Genomic DNA, 16,031 nt, shown 5'->3' with positions numbered 1-16,031 from the left:
TTTCTGCCCTGCTATGCGGATGTAGTTCAGTGGTAGAACGTCAGCTTCCCAAGCTGAATGTCGTGGGTTCGAGTCCCATCATCCGCTTACCTCAAGGCAAAAAGCTATTGCCCACGCAGAATCGATAAAGACTAGACGCCGAAGCAAGGCATCGCTCTTTACTACCCTGTCGAGCCGCAAATCCCCTCCTCGGAATGAAACTCGAATCTGCAACGTTACCGGCGGACGGGTTTCGACTCCGCTCAACCCTCGGTTTTATGCCCAGCCAGCCCCCTAGCTGATTGAGCGAAGTCGAAATCAGCGGTAGGTTTAACGGTCAGCTAAGCTCATTTACTAACTTAATAGTGGGAAAATTCTTCACTTTGCGGACAGTGACCTAATAGAAGGGGTAAAAAGGAGTAGCGATCGCATTAAATCAGAACTCTCATGCTAGAACCTCTCTCTTTGGCAGCGGCGACGGTAATTGCTCAGATTGTGCTGGATAAGTTCTATGAGGGGGCGGGCAAAAAGCTCGAAGCAACAGCGACTCAGCTGGGCGAGGCGGCGGTGACCAAGGTGAATGAAAAGGTGCAGCAGCTGGGCCAGCTAGTGTGGCAGCGCTGCTTTAAGGGCAAGCCGGGAGTAAATCAGCGCCTAGAGTCGGCAGCGAAGGGATCTAAAGCCGACCTAGAAGTTTTGCAGGGCTATCTAGAAACTGAACTGGCTAAGACCCCTGAACCCAACGATCCGTTTGCTGCACAGGTAAAGGAACTGGCCGGTGAGCTGCATCAGGTGATTGTGAAGATGGAAGATGTGAATGCTCAAAACGTGCAGCAGAATTTCGACCGTCAGAACACTCAGGTGAATGCACCTCACACAAATGTCTATAACGTAGGCGATGGGTCAACGGTTCATTTTTCTTAGCTGCAGTCGGCGGGAGAGGCACCGCCAAAGCCAAGCATCCCAGACTATGGACTAGAGAACCTGATTGTCACCCAGTTTGTTGGGCGGCAAGCTGAGCTAGACACGCTGCACGCAAAGCTGCAGCGCTCCGAGCAGGTGGCAATTGCTGCTGTAGCAGGCATGGGTGGCATTGGCAAAACGGCACTGGCTCAGGAATATGTGCGGCGATATAAAGTCAATTACCCTGGGGGGCGCTGGTACTTCAAGGTGCGTGAACAAGAGCTGTCGTCACAGATTTTAGAAGCGGCTGCTTACAGAGGTTGGCAAGTACCTGACAATCTATCGGCAGTAAAACGGGTGCAATGGTGCTACGAGCAGTGGGTGAGTGAATATCCAGGTCAACGACGCCTGTTGCTGATTGATGATGTGGTTGATTATGAAGCGATTCAGCCTTTCCTACCCGAAGCATCAGCTTGTCAGGTTCTAATCACCACTCGCAAACGGCTTGGAACTCCGGTCAATCGGTTAGATTTGGATACGCTGCTGCCTCTGGATGCCTTTAAGCTGTTGTGGCAGCAGAGTCAAGCCGAAAAGCAACTTTGGTCAGAGCAGCTTGTAGCAGAATCAATCTGTGAATGGTTGGGCTATTTACCTCTGGGGATTGAGCTAGTAGGGCGCTATTTAGCAGAGGTTACTATTCCCCTATCAGACTTGTTAGTAAGATTACAGGCCAGTCGCTTATCAACACCAGCTTTACGGGATGTTCCTGGGGAGATGGCTTACAAACAGGATGTTGTCGCCGCCTTTGAGCTGAGCTGGCGAGAGCTACTACCTGAAACCAAGTGGCTGGCAGGTTTGTTGAGTATATTTGCGCTGGCTCCTATTTCGCCGCAGCTGATTGATTCAGCCAATAACCCACCCCAGCCCACTCTCTCTCAACCGCATTGGATGCAGCGGCTTTGGCGGCGCTTCTGGCCCAAGCCTGCAACTGAAAAACTCAGCTTTCCACTGCTATCGACGAATCATTTAGAAGCGGCTGCACGAAGTTTGGTGAAGCTAAATTTAGTACGCCGAGACGAAGAGGGAGCCTATCAGCTACATCAGCTAGTACGCGAATTTATCCGCGAAAAGCTAGAGACTGAGCTAGCCGCACAAAAGACGGCGCTGCAAACCAGGGTGGCTAATGGACTCACCGCCATTGCCAAGCAGATACCCCCAACTATTACTGTAAGCATTCAAGCCCAGGTCAAGGACGCCATCCCGCACATGGCCCTCGTTGCTCAATTTCTGACTCACCTGATTACCGACACCGATGCCGTTTGGCCCTACATAGGTTTAGCCCGGTTTTATCGGGGGCAAAGCCTCTGGCCTGAAGCTAAAAATGCCTATCAAGCCTGTCTCGCCATGACCGAACAGCGCTTCGGAGCCGAGCATCCTGACACTGCCACAAGCTTGAATAATTTAGCCGGTCTCTATGCATCGATGGGCCGCTACCCAGAGGCCGAGCCGCTCTATCAGCGATCGCTCGAAATCAGAGAAGCCCAGCTCGGAGCCGAGCATCCTCACACTGCCACAAGCTTGAATAATTTAGCCGGTCTCTATGAATCGATGGGCCGCTACCCAGAGGCCGGGCCGCTCTATCGGCGATCGCTCGAAATCAGCGAAGCCCAGCTCGGAGCCGAGCATCCTCACACTGCCACAAGCTTGAATAATTTAGCCGGTCTCTATGAATCGATGGGCCGCTACCCAGAGGTCGAGCCGCTCTATCAGCGATCGCTCGAAATCAGAGAAGCCCAGCTCGGAGCCGAGCATCCTCACACTGCCTTAAGCTTGAATAATTTAGCCACTCTCTATTATGCAATGGGCCGCTACCCAGAGGCCGAGCCGCTCTATCGGCGATCGCTCGAAATCAGAGAAGCCCAGCTCGGAGCCGAGCATCCTCACACTGCCACAAGCTTGAATAATTTAGCCGCTCTCTATTATGCAATGAGCCGCTACCCAGAGGCCGAGCCGCTCTTGCAGCGATCGCTCGAAATCAGAGAAGCCCAGCTCGGAGCCGAGCATCCTGACACTGCCTTAAGCTTGAATAATTTAGCCGCTCTCTATTATGCAATGGGCCGCTACCCAGAGGCCGAGCCGCTCTTGCAGCGATCGCTCGAAATCAGAGAAGCCCAGCTCGGAGCCGAGCATCCTGACACTGCCTCAAGCTTGAGTAATTTAGCCGATCTCTATGAATCGATGGGCCGCTACCCAGAGGCCGAGCCGCTCTATGCTCAGGCGGTTAGTGTTTGGCTGCAAGTGCTGGGGCAAGATCATCCTAATACGCGAACGGGCATTAACAATTTTGCCGGTTGCTTGCAGCAGGCAATTGCCGCTGGACAAGTCGGGCAGCTCTCAGACCATCGGCTGACGCAGGGGCTACTACAGATAATCCAGCAGGGGCAGTAGAGAGGGAAGGTAGAGGGCAGAAGTTAGAGGGCAGAGGGCGGAAGGGAAGGGGGGCTGGCTGCTAGTTTTGGGGGTCTGTGTCTGAACTAGCGCTTTGCTGGCAATATCCGCTGGGTTCGCTCTGCTGATTCACCGGCGCTACTGGGCAGTGTTCTTGTGATCTCGTCCGCCTTTGGTGTCATCTTTTAATCATCAACGCAGTGGTTTGCCGTTATTCAGCGACAGTTGCGGCGACGCTCCAGGGGCCGCTAGGTTAAAATTGCGATTAAAACTGCTGGACATAGCGATCGCGCGCTTACATCACAAGTTTATGGCCACAGCTTATGGAACACAGTAAGTTTCATGAGCTATTGGGAAGACTTCCCCACTGTTTCTTAAAGCCTGAGCTTTCTAATGCTTCAATGAAGAAAGGAAGCTGATCTTCTTCATCGCGTAGCCAAGGATTGTGCTCACTGTAGGACCCAAAAAAGATTGTCACAATCTCAAGATAGTTTTCTTTCGTCAGCGGCAACATACGGTGCCATACAGAACTAAACCGAAGTTTTGCATCCTTCGGATCGGGTGTTCTCCCCCCTACGGCTGGTGTAGTCTTGAAGACATCATTATGGAACAAGCTAATAGCTTCAGACTCTGAAGTTTCTTTAGTGAAAACAGCTAATCGCCTTGGATGCCAAGCTTCCCGCCAGTTAATGGCTTTGGCATCGTTGATACCCAGATAACTTTTACACTGACTGTGTAAATTTTGAAGAAATGACTGCAGTGATTGACCGTCGTGAATATCACCCGCAGGCGTATCCAAAACATCTCCACTCCATTGACAGCCGATCGCTCTAGTGGTGTAGGTAGGTAGAAAACCAGTATGCCAAGCGTCAGGGCCTTTGTGCCAAACGCGCCGCCAGGATTTACCGAAGCCTCCCATTGCGTAGGCAAAGGCCGCCAGACCTTTAATAAATTCAAGATCTTGTGCTGGCGCATCAAGGTGTAAAACTCCGTTCACCTGAGAGATAGGCGTTTTTTCCCGTCCCTGAGTTGCTAGGTTCAACGCTTTTAGTTCCCAATAAAGCTCAACTTTGCCAGGATTTTTCGTGGAGCCAAACAGCTCATCTACCTTGCCTTTAACAATACTTGGATCTTTGCATACACCTGCGAGCAGCCGACTAGCATGCCCCCGTAGCGTTGCCTTGAAGAGATTGGGACGAAACTCTGGCTCACCATTGCGTAAGAGGGAGCTTACGCCTACTCCGTGCAAATAAAGATTGAAGGCATATTGATTCTTGGGAATTACCCACAAACCATAGCCTGTACTCGTTTTACCGCCCAAACCCTGGCGCAGTGCCCGCTTGAATAAGCCTTCAATGTGCTGCCAAGTTTCAAGAACAAGGGGTTGAGTGCTGCTGAGTTCAAACAACAGAGTTGGTTCATGGAAACTGATCAAAGCGATCGCTTTAGCAGACCCCTTACCTTGAACTTGTCTAGGCTGCTGCGGATGAACCACATCCACCATCCGATAGCGGATCTTAGGTTGTGATTCACTTCTCTGATCAGAAGTAACGACTTCTGTTCCAGCCCAGTCACCTATGGGATAGGCACCGTGAAAACGAAGCAGAGCCGTCTTCTCTTGGCTACCACAGTAGAGTTCAACTTCCTCTTGCTCCTGTTCAGTTGTGATTTGAGAATAGAGCAAACGCCTAAAAATTCCCTTGAGGCTGCTGCCGGGTATGAAGGGCATACCATCTTTACCAATAACAGGCCGCAGGATACTATCCTGGCCACAGTCAGTAAAGACACGCCAAGGAAACTTAAGCTTGAATCGATAAATCGTGCCATCCAAACCAACCGGCCGTTCCTCGTGCTGATAGAGCGGCTGTCCAGTCTGCGTACGAGGATTAACCCATTCCTCTGTCCAGCGTTCAAGGTCTTTATTGTCATTGGCATATTGCAAGCTACAGCGGCCTTGAACCTGAGCCCGATACATCATCGGCACCTGTTCTGGATGAGTTTCTATCTGTTGTGAAGGAGCAGGAACATCAGTCTTTTTACCTTTCTTGGCCTCTGCTTCCCGAAATGCTTGGGCAAAAACCATCGTCTACCCCTCACTTGTTTGCTTTTTATATCGTTGAGTCCACCAGACCAGTGAGTCACACAGTTGACTTAAGACCATCAGCGCAACTTTTTGCTGCTCCAGTGGCATCTGCCAGATTTCAGCCGCAATTCGCTTAATGTCGTTGGTGTTATCGAAGGCTACAGTACCTTCTGCATCTGGCAGTTCAATGCCGCTAGGCTTAAGAATATCAGCCAAAGTACACCAAACCGCTTTCCAGTACAGCCCTTTGTTGCGGCTTTCATTTCCCCTCTCCCGTTCGTAGCGGAGATGCTCACCCCAGAAGCGCTCTAGGCCGTAGGCAACGGCCATTCTCATCTTGTGAGATTCATTGAGAACATTTTTCTTATCTCTTTGGTCTAAAACTAGACTCTGGGCCGCATGATCTAGATGATAAGGTTGCCAGCCAACAGAGTTTTCTGGCGTATCGAGTTGAGTCATTTTTAGTTTTTTCTCTGAATGGACGAAGCGATAGGGACTAGGTAAGTTTGCTATTGCTTTCCTGCAAGGTCACTTGAGCACGGCCAAAACCAACAGATTCGAGGCCACCAAAATAGAGTTCTCTACCCTTGTCAAAGCCAGCTACCCTAAAAAAGGTTTGCAATTGAACGGACTCTCGCTGAAAAGTCTTACGGGATGCCAATGGAAAAGTCATAATTGTGCCTTCTGGCAGCGCCTCTACGTCGAAGAAAGCGCCCTTCTTGGCTCGCTTTTGTTTCGTCTCTAACGAAACTCGGCTTTGGCGATAGAGCGCCATGTCGTGAATCATCGACATATCGGTGTCATCGACAACCAGTAACAAATAAGTATCATGGTCAGATACGAAGTTCGGAATGTAGTGCTTCAAATTTTCGTCTTTATCACCCAACTGTAGAAAACCTAAATTGAAGAAAAGCTTCTCGCCAGATTTCTTGCCATAGTAGCTGTAAGGTTTGAAGGTCGGTGTTTCTAGCTTTCCTGTAGCTAGTTTGTGATAGCGCTTAAGCAGAGCCGGACAAGATACCCTGACAACCGGCTGATTAGGACAGTAGACTGGCATCCAGAGGATTGAAGCATATTCAAACTTGATGATGCCTTCAGTGGTGCTATTGGGTTCTCCCGTTTTAGCTTCAGCTCCATACCAACGTTCAAAGTCTTCTTCCTGCTGTCGCATATCAGCCCTGAATCGACCGCGAATCGAACTGCCCGGAATAATGCCCGTCTGCGTAAACTGATCGCGAAAGATGAGATTCAAGTTGCCGGTTTCTTCACCGGCGCTCGCGCCCACATGAAGCGGGGCCAACGTTTCGATGATGCCGTAGGCTTTGTGATACATAAGTTTGAGCTAATTCAAAGAGGGTTAGTCAGCTATCTACAGGAAACTCGATTAGGCGATCGCCTGAGCGTGCTTTTGGTTAGGCGCAAGCTGTACCTTATCGGCAGGTAAAGGCAAGGCTAAACCACAGCCCCAGCGATTCATATAAGGACCTTCTTGAGGAAACCACTCATCCGGCCAGTCTGACCAACTGCAATTAAGCGCTTCCTCAAAGACGTAAACGCTACCGGCTGGCACCGCATATCGACCGCGTGAAAGACGAGCGGGTTTACTAGCATCCTTGCGACCTAGACGATATCGAAAAGGCGTCGGGCGTGCAGTCAGCACGGTACCTAGCTTGTCACGCCAAGCCTGGGGAAAACGGTAGGAAAGCCGGTTCGAGCCCCATACGGCTGGAACAATTAGAGCGCAGATTTGCTGAATGGGTTCTGCTAGCAGCGCCTTCATGGGATTGGCCAGAGGTAGGCAGTTGACTTCCACTAGATGGCTTTCGCCGCCAAAGCGATACCAGCCTGGCTCTAATGCTTGATTGGCCAGATACACCAAGCAAGTCCCCGGTTCCATCTGTACCCCGTTCTCCAGGAAGAGGCTGCCCGTGGCGGCCTCTTCATCAGGCTCAACAACGCGCCGCTGGTCAGTTGCCAATCGCGGATGTAGGTGAGGCACGTACGTCCAGGGAGGATTGGTCACCACGGCCTGGGGCAATCGCCACTGGTCGATAGCAATCCAGCTTTGGCTCTCGAACTTTCCGGTTGGGCTTTCGCCGTTAGCCTCTAGCCAAACGTAGGTATCACCGTCCTCATCATGGTGGGAATAGCAGATCAACTGATGCTTGAGCTTTCCCGCTTCGCTCAGGTAGTTACGCGGCGTAGGCACGTAAAAAATTTGCTGATCTTCGCCGTGTACCTGATCGGTTTTGGCCCAGAAAGGACCTGCTAACTGTAAGGGTGCTAGAACCTCATGGAGCTTGCTAGCTGATGCAGCAGCCATTTGCTCACTAGCAGCGTGGGCAAACAGGCCCGAGAGCGTAGCTGCACTGGGCGGAAAGTGCGTCCCCGATCGCCCGACCAAGTTTTCTGGCGAGAGGAATCGACCAGCACTGCCGTAAAGCAGGCCCAAGGGTTCTACGGTGATTAGGTATTGGAATGGCTGCGACATAGATGAAAGCCCACTTTGGCAAGATTGATAATCCACTGATTGACCGCCTGATGTACCTGAGTTGTATCCAACTGCTGCTCAGCAGTGAGATAGCGATCGCGATCGCCGAGCAGTCCTCCTGTAATTTGGTGTGTGGTTGGATCCACCTGATTCCACAGGGCTGGGTGTTCTAAATCGAGGGCATCAGACGACATTAGCTCGTAGAAGCTTTGCCGATCGTCTACCTGCCAGGCGCTACAATTTTGCTCAGCCCTGGCAAAGGCAGCCGCCTCGGTGAAATACACTTGGAATAGGCGCAAAGCCACGATGGACTGGCTGCCGGCAAAGGCATGGCGGGCCTCAAGCGTAGCCACATCGTTATATAAATGAGTCCACTGGTCGGTGCCGTTTTGCGGTGTGCGATCGATATAGTCTTGAAGGACGGGTAAGAAACGCCAGGGGCAACCCCACTCTAAATGGTTACCACCATTGAAAAGCACCCGTAGCGCCAGGCGATCGCGGCCCTGATTTTTGGCAGATTTCTCGGCTAGGCGGCAATGCTGCAGCACGTCTCGTTGCGGGACGCGCGGCGCGGCCCAGACAAAACCGACACTGACGCTAATCGGTTGCTGATGCGATTGCCAAATTTCCGGCTTGAAGCGATAGAACCACTCAAGACACTCGCTAGCCCTCAGCTCTGGCTCGGGAGGATTGCGGTATAAAACTCCTAAAAAGTCATCGCCGCCAGCGTAGATGATGCGTCCGTTATAGATGCTGCGGCCTGAGCGTTCTCGGGCGCGGCGATCTGGGGCGGGGGGGAGATAGGTGTTCAGTCGCCAGCCCCACTGGCGCATCTGTTGACTAAAGGTATGCAAAATCTCTTCTTTCTCAGTCAGATTGTTGACCTGATTGCTTAAAGACTGGAGATATTTACCCGCGCGATCGCCATCACCTTGAAACCAGCCTGTCCAGCGGCTGCTTTCAGCGCGATCGGCATCCTCAGTGCCATCGGTATCTTCTGCGGCTGTTGTAGTTGATTTCCAGCGGTTGATCGCACTGAAGGATCTCGGTAGCTCTAGCTGGGATTGCACACCCGTAATCGCCTCGATGGTTACTAATCGCTTAATCAGTTCCGGAATACTGAGTTGCTCACGCGGCGTGATGATACTCTCGTTGAGCTCGGCGTCATCGTTTGCAGGGGGGACAATGGCCTGACTGAGCTGTCTGTAAAAAGCTTTGACTTCGTTTTCTTCGGCTTGCTTAGAGCGCTCATGAGATTTGTGAAATCCCAGTGTTGGCCAAGCGCGCGAGTCTAGCCCTGTTAAGGTTGAGCTTTCACCTACCCAATTAATTCCGGTCCAGGCACGAGCATATTTGACCTGGTTGAGCTTGGCCCTAGCGGCCTCGATGGAGTCACCCGTCGCCCAGAAAAATTCCCAGTTGTGGTTACTCCACTCTCGCCAAGCCCGCTCCCAGTAGTAGTTCCAAGCCTCTTCCGGATTGGCAGACTCAGTCTCTTTCCAGACCACGTTACTTTCAATCCAGCAGCGGCAGCTATTTACTAAAGTTTTCCAAGCTTTGTCTAAGGCAGCTTTGGCGTTTTCTTTTGGCAACCGGCCACGCACAATAATTTGGTTTGGCGTGCCACGAGCGACGTTAATCCGAGCCGGTGAAATAACCGGATCATCTGGCCACGGGGAGTGTTCGGGCTGCTCAAAGTAAGTCCGGGCTTCAGCGCAGATAGCATCGGCTAGATAGGACAGAATGATTGAGCTGCCATAGAGGTCTCGCAGTTTGCGCGACTTTTCGATGAAGCCCTGCACGGGGGCAAAGGTAATGGCGGTATAAACAGAAGCAGTCATACGCTCACCGAGATGGAGCAAAAATCTAAGGTGTTCATACCCTAACAGGGCATTGGAAGCAGGGTCTTCCAGGGACTAGGTTTAATGGAAATCGCCAGTTGAGGTAGAGCCTGACTGTCAAAATTCAGTCCAATATAGGAGCCGAGTTTCAGCTTGACAGCAGAATTTAAGTAATTCTTCGCCTCAGCAGCAAAAAACTTTACCCACCTGCAAAGCACTTGCCATGAACCGCAACCGCATTGTTGAAGCAATTTCAGACCCGACCAAGAATTTCATCGCTTTTTTCCTGGTGGGGACACTGGTATTCACTATTGTCTCGGATGGGGTCTCTACCCTTTTCTGGGAGCGGCTGAGTCCTTGGATGGTGGAGCGCTGGGGACTGAACCAGGCCGCGTTTGACCTCTGGCTGACGCTAACGCTGATGCTGGTGCTGCTAGGACTGACCTATTTCACTAACCTGACCCGCTGGTTGCGATCGCGCTTGCCTTTTTTGGCAATCAAGGAGATTCAGCAGGTCAATGTCAAACCGCTGGATCAAACTTACCCAGGGCTGATTGTAGTGATGAGCCCTAGCCACGCCTCTCCCGCTAAAGTCGCAATTGAGTTTCACTGGCAGCAAGGGGAGCCAAGACAGCTAAAGCACTGCTGGATTCTCTGTACCGAGAAGTCAATGCCCTACGCAGATCAGCTCGCCAGTGAATTAGCTTTGAAAGGGGTCACCCAAACCCTGAAGCTGCACTACGGCAACTATGCAATCGAGGATCCAGAGCGTCCGGGCGAAAGGCTAAGCTTACTGATACCCGATGAACTAGTGGATGACCCTAACTACATTCAGCGGTTGGTGAATGCCATCTATGCTGATGCGGCAGAATTTTCAGAGCCTTTGGCCGATGCTGAGGTGATTGCTGACTATACCGGCGGCACGAAGGGCATTACGGCGGGGATACTGCTGGCTTGCAGCCGTCCGGAGCGGCCTTTGCAGTACATCAGTCAGTTACATCAGCCCCCAAGAATCATTGCGGTGGATGTGTCCTACGAGATCAAGCCGATTAAGCAGAAGCGACGGCGGAGACAGCATTAGCCTTCTCTCTAAATCCCTCTTCCAGGTTCAGGCGAAGATTTCGAGGATAGCCGCTAAATGTTTGAAAGATCACGTACGCACTGGTCAATTGTTAACAAGGTTTCGGAGAGTTGTTCTTCGACTGCGTGGGTTGGAAAGCGGAGGACTACTAACCCCAGCGTTTCTAGCTGTGCCTGTCGTTGGCGATCGCGATCGCGCTGATGGTCATGGATTGGACCGTCGATTTCAATGATAAGTCGTGACTAGTAGATTTTTTCCCAACACCCCAAGTTTCAGAATTGCTCTTCCCCTTTCCGGTTTAATCGCTTCCCCTTCCTCCCAATCGGAGAGGAAGGGGCCAGGGGATGGAGGGATACCCGAGCAAGCCAACGGCCAGACTAATGCTTTTGTCCTTAGATTTTGGCAGGGCGGGTTGGGAGTCAGAGCGGCTAGGCCCTCTCCCTAAATCCCTCTCCCACAACTGGGAGAGGGACTTGGAGATAGGCAAAAACTTTGAAGTTCAGGAGTTTAATCGTGCTGTCCCTCAGAGATCGCTTCCTAGAACCGATCAACTTCGAGCTGGCCTGGGATAAAGTCGCGACGAATCAGGGCTGTGCTGGGGTTGATGGTGAGACCATTGCTGAGTTTGGTCGCCGTAAGGCAAGGGCGCTGCCAGCTTTGAGGCGGGCAGTAGCTGCTGGCACATATCGACCGATGCCGCTGCGACAGCTCTTCGTACCGAAGAAAACGGGAAGCTGGCGCGAGTTGGGGGTGCCCACTGTGAGAGACTGCATTGTCCAGCAGGCGCTGTTGCAGGTGCTCTATCCAGTGATAGAAGCTGAGTTTGAGCCGACCAGTTTTGCCTACCGTCCGGGGCGATCGCACTTAATGGCGGTGGAGCAAGGACTGACGCTGGAGCAGGTGCGGGGCTATGAGGGCATCGGCGCAACGCAGTATTTTCAGTCGTTCAAGCCGCTAATCACAAATCCAGGATTTGACTGGCTAGGGCGCAATTTTCATCCGCCGACGGATCCGGTGAATTCGCTGCTGAGTTTTGGCTATACGCTGTTGTTTAACAATGTGTTTAGCCTGCTGCTGGCGGAGGGGCTGAATCCGTACTTGGGCAATTTGCACGGGGCGGAGCGGCAGAAGGCGTATTTGGCGTTTGATCTGATGGAGGAGTTTAGATCGCCGATTGTGGATTCGCTAGTGATGCGGCTGATTAATCAAAAGTCAATTCGTCCGACAGATTTTAGCTGGCCTAAGCAAAATCAGGGTGTCTATTTGACGGGAGCGGCTAAGCGAATATTTCTGAAAAGATTTGAGCTGCGGATTACTGAGAAAGTGTCGCATCCGGATGTGAAGGAGTCTGTGACGTATCGCCGTGCGATTGAGCTACAGGTGCAGCGCTATAAGCGAGCTTTGTTAGGAAATCATTCTTATGAGGCGTTTCAACGAGTGAATAAGTAATGTTGGTCTTGGTCGTTTATGACATTCCGGATGATAAGCGGCGCAATAAGCTGGCTACTTTTTTAGAGGGCTATGGCAGGCGGGTTCAGTACTCAGTTTTTGAGTGCTTTATGAGTTTGTCGGAGATGAAACGGCTTTACAGTGCGCTTGAGCGCAGAGTTAAACCAGAGGAGGATAATGTCAGACTTTACTGGATTACTCAGGATTCGTTGGCAAAGGCTCTGTCTATTGGTAGTTTGCCTCCGGAGCAGCCACCGGAGTTTTATATTGTCTGAGGTTGCTGTCAGTTTGCTAAGGCTTCCACGCATGAGGGCGATCGGCTGCAAGGCTGATGTTCTGGTTTTTATGTGTGGAAGCTATGTATGACAGGGGATTTGGGGGCTACAGGAGGAGCGTATTCACGGCTCATTTGGTGTTAGAGTAGAGATGCGTGGATGGAGGGGGGTGAAGCCCTTGCAGGGCTTGGCTTTCAAACGGGCGCACTCAACCGAAGAGTCTAATTCGGAATAGTTGGAAACTAGAAACGCAAGAACCAGGTCAGATACCTGAGTATCAAGACTCAACCGAAGAGTCTAATTCGGAATAGTTGGAAACTATTGAGAGCAGTAAAAAAACTCTCTACCGTAAGAAATCGTGTCTCAACCGAAGAGTCTAATTCGGAATAGTTGGAAACTTTTTAGCCATCAGTCGCTGAAGCAGACGCTGTTGAAAGTTATCTCAACCGAAGAGTCTAATTCGGAATAGTTGGAAACTTGAGTACAGCGAGAGCGATTTGCTTCACCTCACTAATGATATGCCTCAACCCTAAGTACAGGACAAAAATTGGACAGCCTCAGAGAAATCTTCAACTCTCCAGTTGAGATTGAGAAGAATCGAGCGCAGATAGTCGAGTCCATAGCGGAACAAGCTTTTAGCCCGACGTCCATGAGACTTGATTGGAATCGGCTTTGCCTGATGCAACCACTGCCCGCTACTCAAGGCCCAACCCAGTGCTACCGTCAGCAGCGCCAGTAGCTTACTGACCCGCTGCGACTCCCGCAGATGGGTCGCTTCGAGGCAAAAGCCACGGCTTTTGAACATGCCGAAGAGGGTTTCGATGCTCCATCGCTTGGCATAGTCAGCAATCGCTCGCTTCGGTTTGAACTGCGTCACGACAATCAGCAGGTTGCCGTCTTCTAGGCGCATCGCTGCAACATAGAGCCAGTGCCCCCATAATCGGCGCTGTTTGCGTAAGACCTGCTGCTGAGACGGTTGTAGATGGGCAAAGAGAGTCTTGGCCGATAGAGAGCGACGTCCATCGAACAGGCAGTGGTTCTCCCGGATACGAATCCGGATGGGGGTTGGGGGGACGGCCTTGAGGTAGCTGAACCACTCTTGACCCACGAACTCGCGGTCTGCCGTCAGATAGTCGATTTCGATGTAGCCAAAGCGCTCTAGAAATCGGCTCAGCAGTTGCATTCGCTCAAGGGTATTGGAGTTGCCAGGTTTCTCCAACATGGTCCACACCAACGGAATGGCTACCCCTTGATGAACAACTCCCAACACAAGGATATTGAACACACAACTGCCAAAGTGCCACTCGGTGCGGTCCACTGAAAGGACCCAGGGTTCGGGTATCTTCAGCAAGCTCACCACCATTTGGATCAGAGCGCTTTCATCAAGTTCATAGTCCCGGAAAAAGCGTTGCAGGCGCTTGTAACTTGACTCGCTCTGAGCCCGACTGCAAAAGGCCACGGCCAAGTCGCTAAAATTGACCGTTCTCACTTGCAACAGGGCAATGAGAAACATTGCTAGGAATGTCAATCGAGCACCGTGCCAGTTGAGGTGACTTCGCAGGGTATCGCGCAGTAGAGTAACCTGTTCCATAAGGGTTTCGTTGGTCTTTCGCAATTCCATGAAACCCTTTTCTTACCTACTCTTCAAGGTTTTGTCCTGTACAGAGGCCTCAACCGAAGAGTCTAATTCGGAATAGTTGGAAACGTTCCAATCTATTGCATCGTATTCTTCTGTTTCCAGTTGAACAACTCAACCGAAGAGTCTAATTCGGAATAGTTGGAAACATCATGTCTTTTTTGAATCCCAACACTTCTCCATAGAAGACTCAACCGAAGAGTCTAATTCGGAATAGTTGGAAACGATTCCCATCACTTCTCCAAAGAAGACGGCATGGGATATACCTCAACCGAAGAGTCTAATTCGGAATAGTTGGAAACTTTATCACCGCACATTGCAAGCTGCTGGTGCCCCGAAAGCTGAGACTCAACCGAAGAGTCTAATTCGGAATAGTTGGAAACCCTTCAGGCGAGACTATATTGCCTAGCCTGTGATCCTGCTCCAAATCTCAACCGAAGAGTCTAATTCGGAATAGTTGGAAACGTTAACAACGAGACCTTTCTGTTGGACTTTCTTGTCTACACTCAACCGAAGAGTCTAATTCGGAATAGTTGGAAACTTTGCAAATCAGATGCACAGACACCGTCACCCAACACGAGCTCAACCGAAGAGTCTAATTCGGAATAGTTGGAAACAATCGTCTTGTTGAGATTGTGCGGTAGAGTTACGACTCAACCGAAGAGTCTAATTCGGAATAGTTGGAAACGTTCTCCGAAGTTAAACCCCATGTCGACAAAGTCGCCACTCAACCGAAGAGTCTAATTCGGAATAGTTGGAAACCATCGGCGGACGGGGAGCATCACCCAAAAGCTGCACGTTAAGCCTCAACCGAAGAGTCTAATTCGGAATAGTTGGAAACTCAGCGGGGTAATCTCTGGCGGCAGGTACGATTCTGGACTCAACCGAAGAGTCTAATTCGGAATAGTTGGAAACGTGAATCTCCTGCCAAGAGAGATGTACTCCTTTGTTCATGAATTCACTGAATCTGCTCAACCGAAGAGTCTAATTCGGAATAGTTGGAAACCCGTGAGGTCCAAAGAGTCCCATCGTCTGTTTCCTTTTACTAGGCTCAACCGAAGAGTCTAATTCGGAATAGTTGGAAACCTAATAGACCACGCATCGTAAGCACTGAACTCAATGGTGCCCTCAACCGAAGAGTCTAATTCGGAATAGTTGGAAACAATAATCTGTTGGATCATCGACGATTGAGCAGGCTGTATACGTCCCAACCGAAGGGACTAATTCGAAATAGCTGGAAACTAGATTCAGTAGTAGAGTGGGCATTGCCCACCCTACCCCACTACCCCACTGAGACTCGGAGGCTACATAATCAATTGCTCCTAACCGAAAGGTCAAATTCGGAATAGTTGGAAACAAGTCTGAAATGTAGCTCGCAGCATCTGAAGGAAGAACTTCTGTCGGCCTAACCGAAAGGTCAAATTCGGAATAGTTGGAAACCCGATGGACTCTGCGCTCACAGTTGCACCTGTGCAGTCGTCCCAACCGAAGGGCTTAATTCGGAATAGTTGGAAACGCATCATAGCAAGGTTGCTGAAACTCTGGAGCATCAATATCCCAACCGAAGAGCTTAATTCGGAATAGTTGGAAACAGATATGCATTTAAACAACCTGCAAAACCACCACCGATAACCAGAACACCCAACCGAAAGGTCTAATTCGGAATAATCAAAACAACAAAAGCGATCGCCTCAAACAAATACAAAAGCGCGATCGCTTTTATCTTTCTGCCCCCACATCAATCCGCTCAAGTAAGCAAGATTAAGCCATAGCGCCGATGCCAGAGAGCTACCGCTATGACCCATGCCCACCTATTAGAAACTTCAGAAATGTTCTTAGCCAACG

12 protein-coding genes, 1 tRNA gene and 1 CRISPR repeat array are annotated in these 16,031 nt (G+C 50.8%); of the genes, 6 read left to right on the top strand and 7 right to left on the bottom strand.

Going from position 1 to position 16,031, the window contains the following annotated elements; all coding sequences use genetic code 11:
• Window positions 1-15 precede the first annotated feature (15 nt).
• The 3 genes from QJQ48_RS20310 to QJQ48_RS20300 all read left to right on the top strand — a co-directional run bounded on the left by QJQ48_RS20310 (window position 16) and on the right by QJQ48_RS20300 (window position 3,330).
• A tRNA-Gly gene (locus QJQ48_RS20310) sits at window positions 16-87 on the top strand.
• Between the two features lie 339 nt (window positions 88-426).
• Complete coding sequence (locus QJQ48_RS20305) at window positions 427-903, top strand: hypothetical protein (protein WP_346293076.1); 477 nt, start codon at window positions 427-429, stop codon at window positions 901-903.
• Complete coding sequence (locus tag QJQ48_RS20300; RefSeq protein ID WP_346293153.1) at window positions 904-3,330, top strand: tetratricopeptide repeat protein; 2,427 nt, start codon at window positions 904-906, stop codon at window positions 3,328-3,330. It abuts the gene before it with no gap.
• A gap of 340 nt (window positions 3,331-3,670) precedes the next feature.
• Here QJQ48_RS20300 and QJQ48_RS20295 read toward each other — a convergent pair whose 3' ends face one another.
• Genes QJQ48_RS20295 through QJQ48_RS20275 form a run of 5 tightly spaced genes read right to left on the bottom strand, consistent with a single transcriptional unit; the run spans window position 3,671 to window position 9,745 of the window.
• On the bottom strand, window positions 3,671-5,413 hold the full coding sequence (locus tag QJQ48_RS20295; protein WP_346293075.1) for an RAMP superfamily CRISPR-associated protein: 1,743 nt from the start codon (window positions 5,411-5,413) through the stop codon (window positions 3,671-3,673).
• Window positions 5,414-5,416: 3 nt separating this feature from the next.
• Window positions 5,417-5,872 carry a hypothetical protein gene (locus QJQ48_RS20290; RefSeq protein ID WP_346293074.1) on the bottom strand — a complete coding sequence of 152 codons (456 nt, stop codon included), beginning with the start codon at window positions 5,870-5,872 and terminating at the stop codon, window positions 5,417-5,419.
• A 37-nt stretch (window positions 5,873-5,909) separates the two neighbouring features.
• Window positions 5,910-6,746: an RAMP superfamily CRISPR-associated protein gene (locus QJQ48_RS20285; protein WP_346293073.1), complete on the bottom strand. Its 837-nt coding sequence runs from the start codon at window positions 6,744-6,746 to the stop codon at window positions 5,910-5,912.
• Between the two features lie 51 nt (window positions 6,747-6,797).
• On the bottom strand, window positions 6,798-7,904 hold the full coding sequence (locus QJQ48_RS20280; RefSeq protein ID WP_346293072.1) for a type III-B CRISPR module-associated Cmr3 family protein: 1,107 nt from the start codon (window positions 7,902-7,904) through the stop codon (window positions 6,798-6,800).
• Window positions 7,880-9,745 carry a Cas10/Cmr2 second palm domain-containing protein gene (locus tag QJQ48_RS20275; RefSeq protein ID WP_346293071.1) on the bottom strand — a complete coding sequence of 622 codons (1,866 nt, stop codon included), beginning with the start codon at window positions 9,743-9,745 and terminating at the stop codon, window positions 7,880-7,882. The genes QJQ48_RS20280 and QJQ48_RS20275 overlap by 25 nt, the downstream gene beginning before the upstream one ends.
• A gap of 223 nt (window positions 9,746-9,968) precedes the next feature.
• Here QJQ48_RS20275 and QJQ48_RS20270 point away from each other — a divergent pair, with 223 nt between their 5' ends.
• Window positions 9,969-10,826: a CRISPR-associated protein gene (locus QJQ48_RS20270; RefSeq protein WP_346293070.1), complete on the top strand. Its 858-nt coding sequence runs from the start codon at window positions 9,969-9,971 to the stop codon at window positions 10,824-10,826.
• Between the two features lie 53 nt (window positions 10,827-10,879).
• On the opposite strand, the gene QJQ48_RS28390 is transcribed toward QJQ48_RS20270, so the two are convergent.
• Entirely contained in the window at window positions 10,880-11,056 is a 177-nt protein-coding gene (locus QJQ48_RS28390) for a DUF559 domain-containing protein (protein ID WP_428843074.1), read from the bottom strand.
• Between the two features lie 283 nt (window positions 11,057-11,339).
• Here QJQ48_RS28390 and cas1 point away from each other — a divergent pair, with 283 nt between their 5' ends.
• Together cas1 and cas2 are read left to right on the top strand one after the other, a co-directional pair.
• Window positions 11,340-12,275 carry a CRISPR-associated endonuclease Cas1 gene (cas1, locus tag QJQ48_RS20265; protein ID WP_346293069.1) on the top strand — a complete coding sequence of 312 codons (936 nt, stop codon included), beginning with the start codon at window positions 11,340-11,342 and terminating at the stop codon, window positions 12,273-12,275.
• Window positions 12,275-12,550: a CRISPR-associated endonuclease Cas2 gene (gene cas2 / locus QJQ48_RS20260; protein ID WP_346293068.1), complete on the top strand. Its 276-nt coding sequence runs from the start codon at window positions 12,275-12,277 to the stop codon at window positions 12,548-12,550. Before cas1 ends, cas2 begins: the two co-directional genes overlap by 1 nt.
• Window positions 12,551-13,079: 529 nt before the next feature.
• Here the strand turns inward: cas2 and QJQ48_RS20255 are convergent.
• Window positions 13,080-14,141 carry an IS4 family transposase gene (locus QJQ48_RS20255; protein WP_346293067.1) on the bottom strand — a complete coding sequence of 354 codons (1,062 nt, stop codon included), beginning with the start codon at window positions 14,139-14,141 and terminating at the stop codon, window positions 13,080-13,082.
• 77 nt (window positions 14,142-14,218) lie between these two features.
• Window positions 14,219-15,778: direct repeats of the CRISPR family, unit length 36 nt; unit sequence CTCAACCGAAGAGTCTAATTCGGAATAGTTGGAAAC.
• Window positions 15,779-16,031: the final 253 nt, after the last annotated feature.

Origin of the sequence: Sphaerothrix gracilis Ecp01 (assembly GCF_030405905.1) — a bacterium.
Lineage (GTDB): Bacteria > Cyanobacteriota > Cyanobacteriia > Phormidesmidales > Phormidesmidaceae > Sphaerothrix > Sphaerothrix gracilis.
Note: the sequence above shows the minus strand (reverse complement) of the source record. Positions and strands in the feature narration are given on the sequence as shown.

Coding starts and splice junctions, on each gene's coding strand:
- QJQ48_RS20305 (WP_346293076.1), top strand. CDS start 427: ATGCTAGAACCTCTCTCTTTGGCAGCGGCGACGGTAATTGCTCAGATT.
- QJQ48_RS20295 (WP_346293075.1), bottom strand. CDS start 5,413: ATGGTTTTTGCCCAAGCATTTCGGGAAGCAGAGGCCAAGAAAGGTAAA.
- QJQ48_RS20290 (WP_346293074.1), bottom strand. CDS start 5,872: ATGACTCAACTCGATACGCCAGAAAACTCTGTTGGCTGGCAACCTTAT.
- QJQ48_RS20285 (WP_346293073.1), bottom strand. CDS start 6,746: ATGTATCACAAAGCCTACGGCATCATCGAAACGTTGGCCCCGCTTCAT.
- QJQ48_RS20280 (WP_346293072.1), bottom strand. CDS start 7,904: ATGTCGCAGCCATTCCAATACCTAATCACCGTAGAACCCTTGGGCCTG.
- QJQ48_RS20275 (WP_346293071.1), bottom strand. CDS start 9,745: ATGACTGCTTCTGTTTATACCGCCATTACCTTTGCCCCCGTGCAGGGC.
- QJQ48_RS20270 (WP_346293070.1), top strand. CDS start 9,969: ATGAACCGCAACCGCATTGTTGAAGCAATTTCAGACCCGACCAAGAAT.
- cas2 (WP_346293068.1), top strand. CDS start 12,275: ATGTTGGTCTTGGTCGTTTATGACATTCCGGATGATAAGCGGCGCAAT.
- QJQ48_RS20255 (WP_346293067.1), bottom strand. CDS start 14,141: ATGGAACAGGTTACTCTACTGCGCGATACCCTGCGAAGTCACCTCAAC.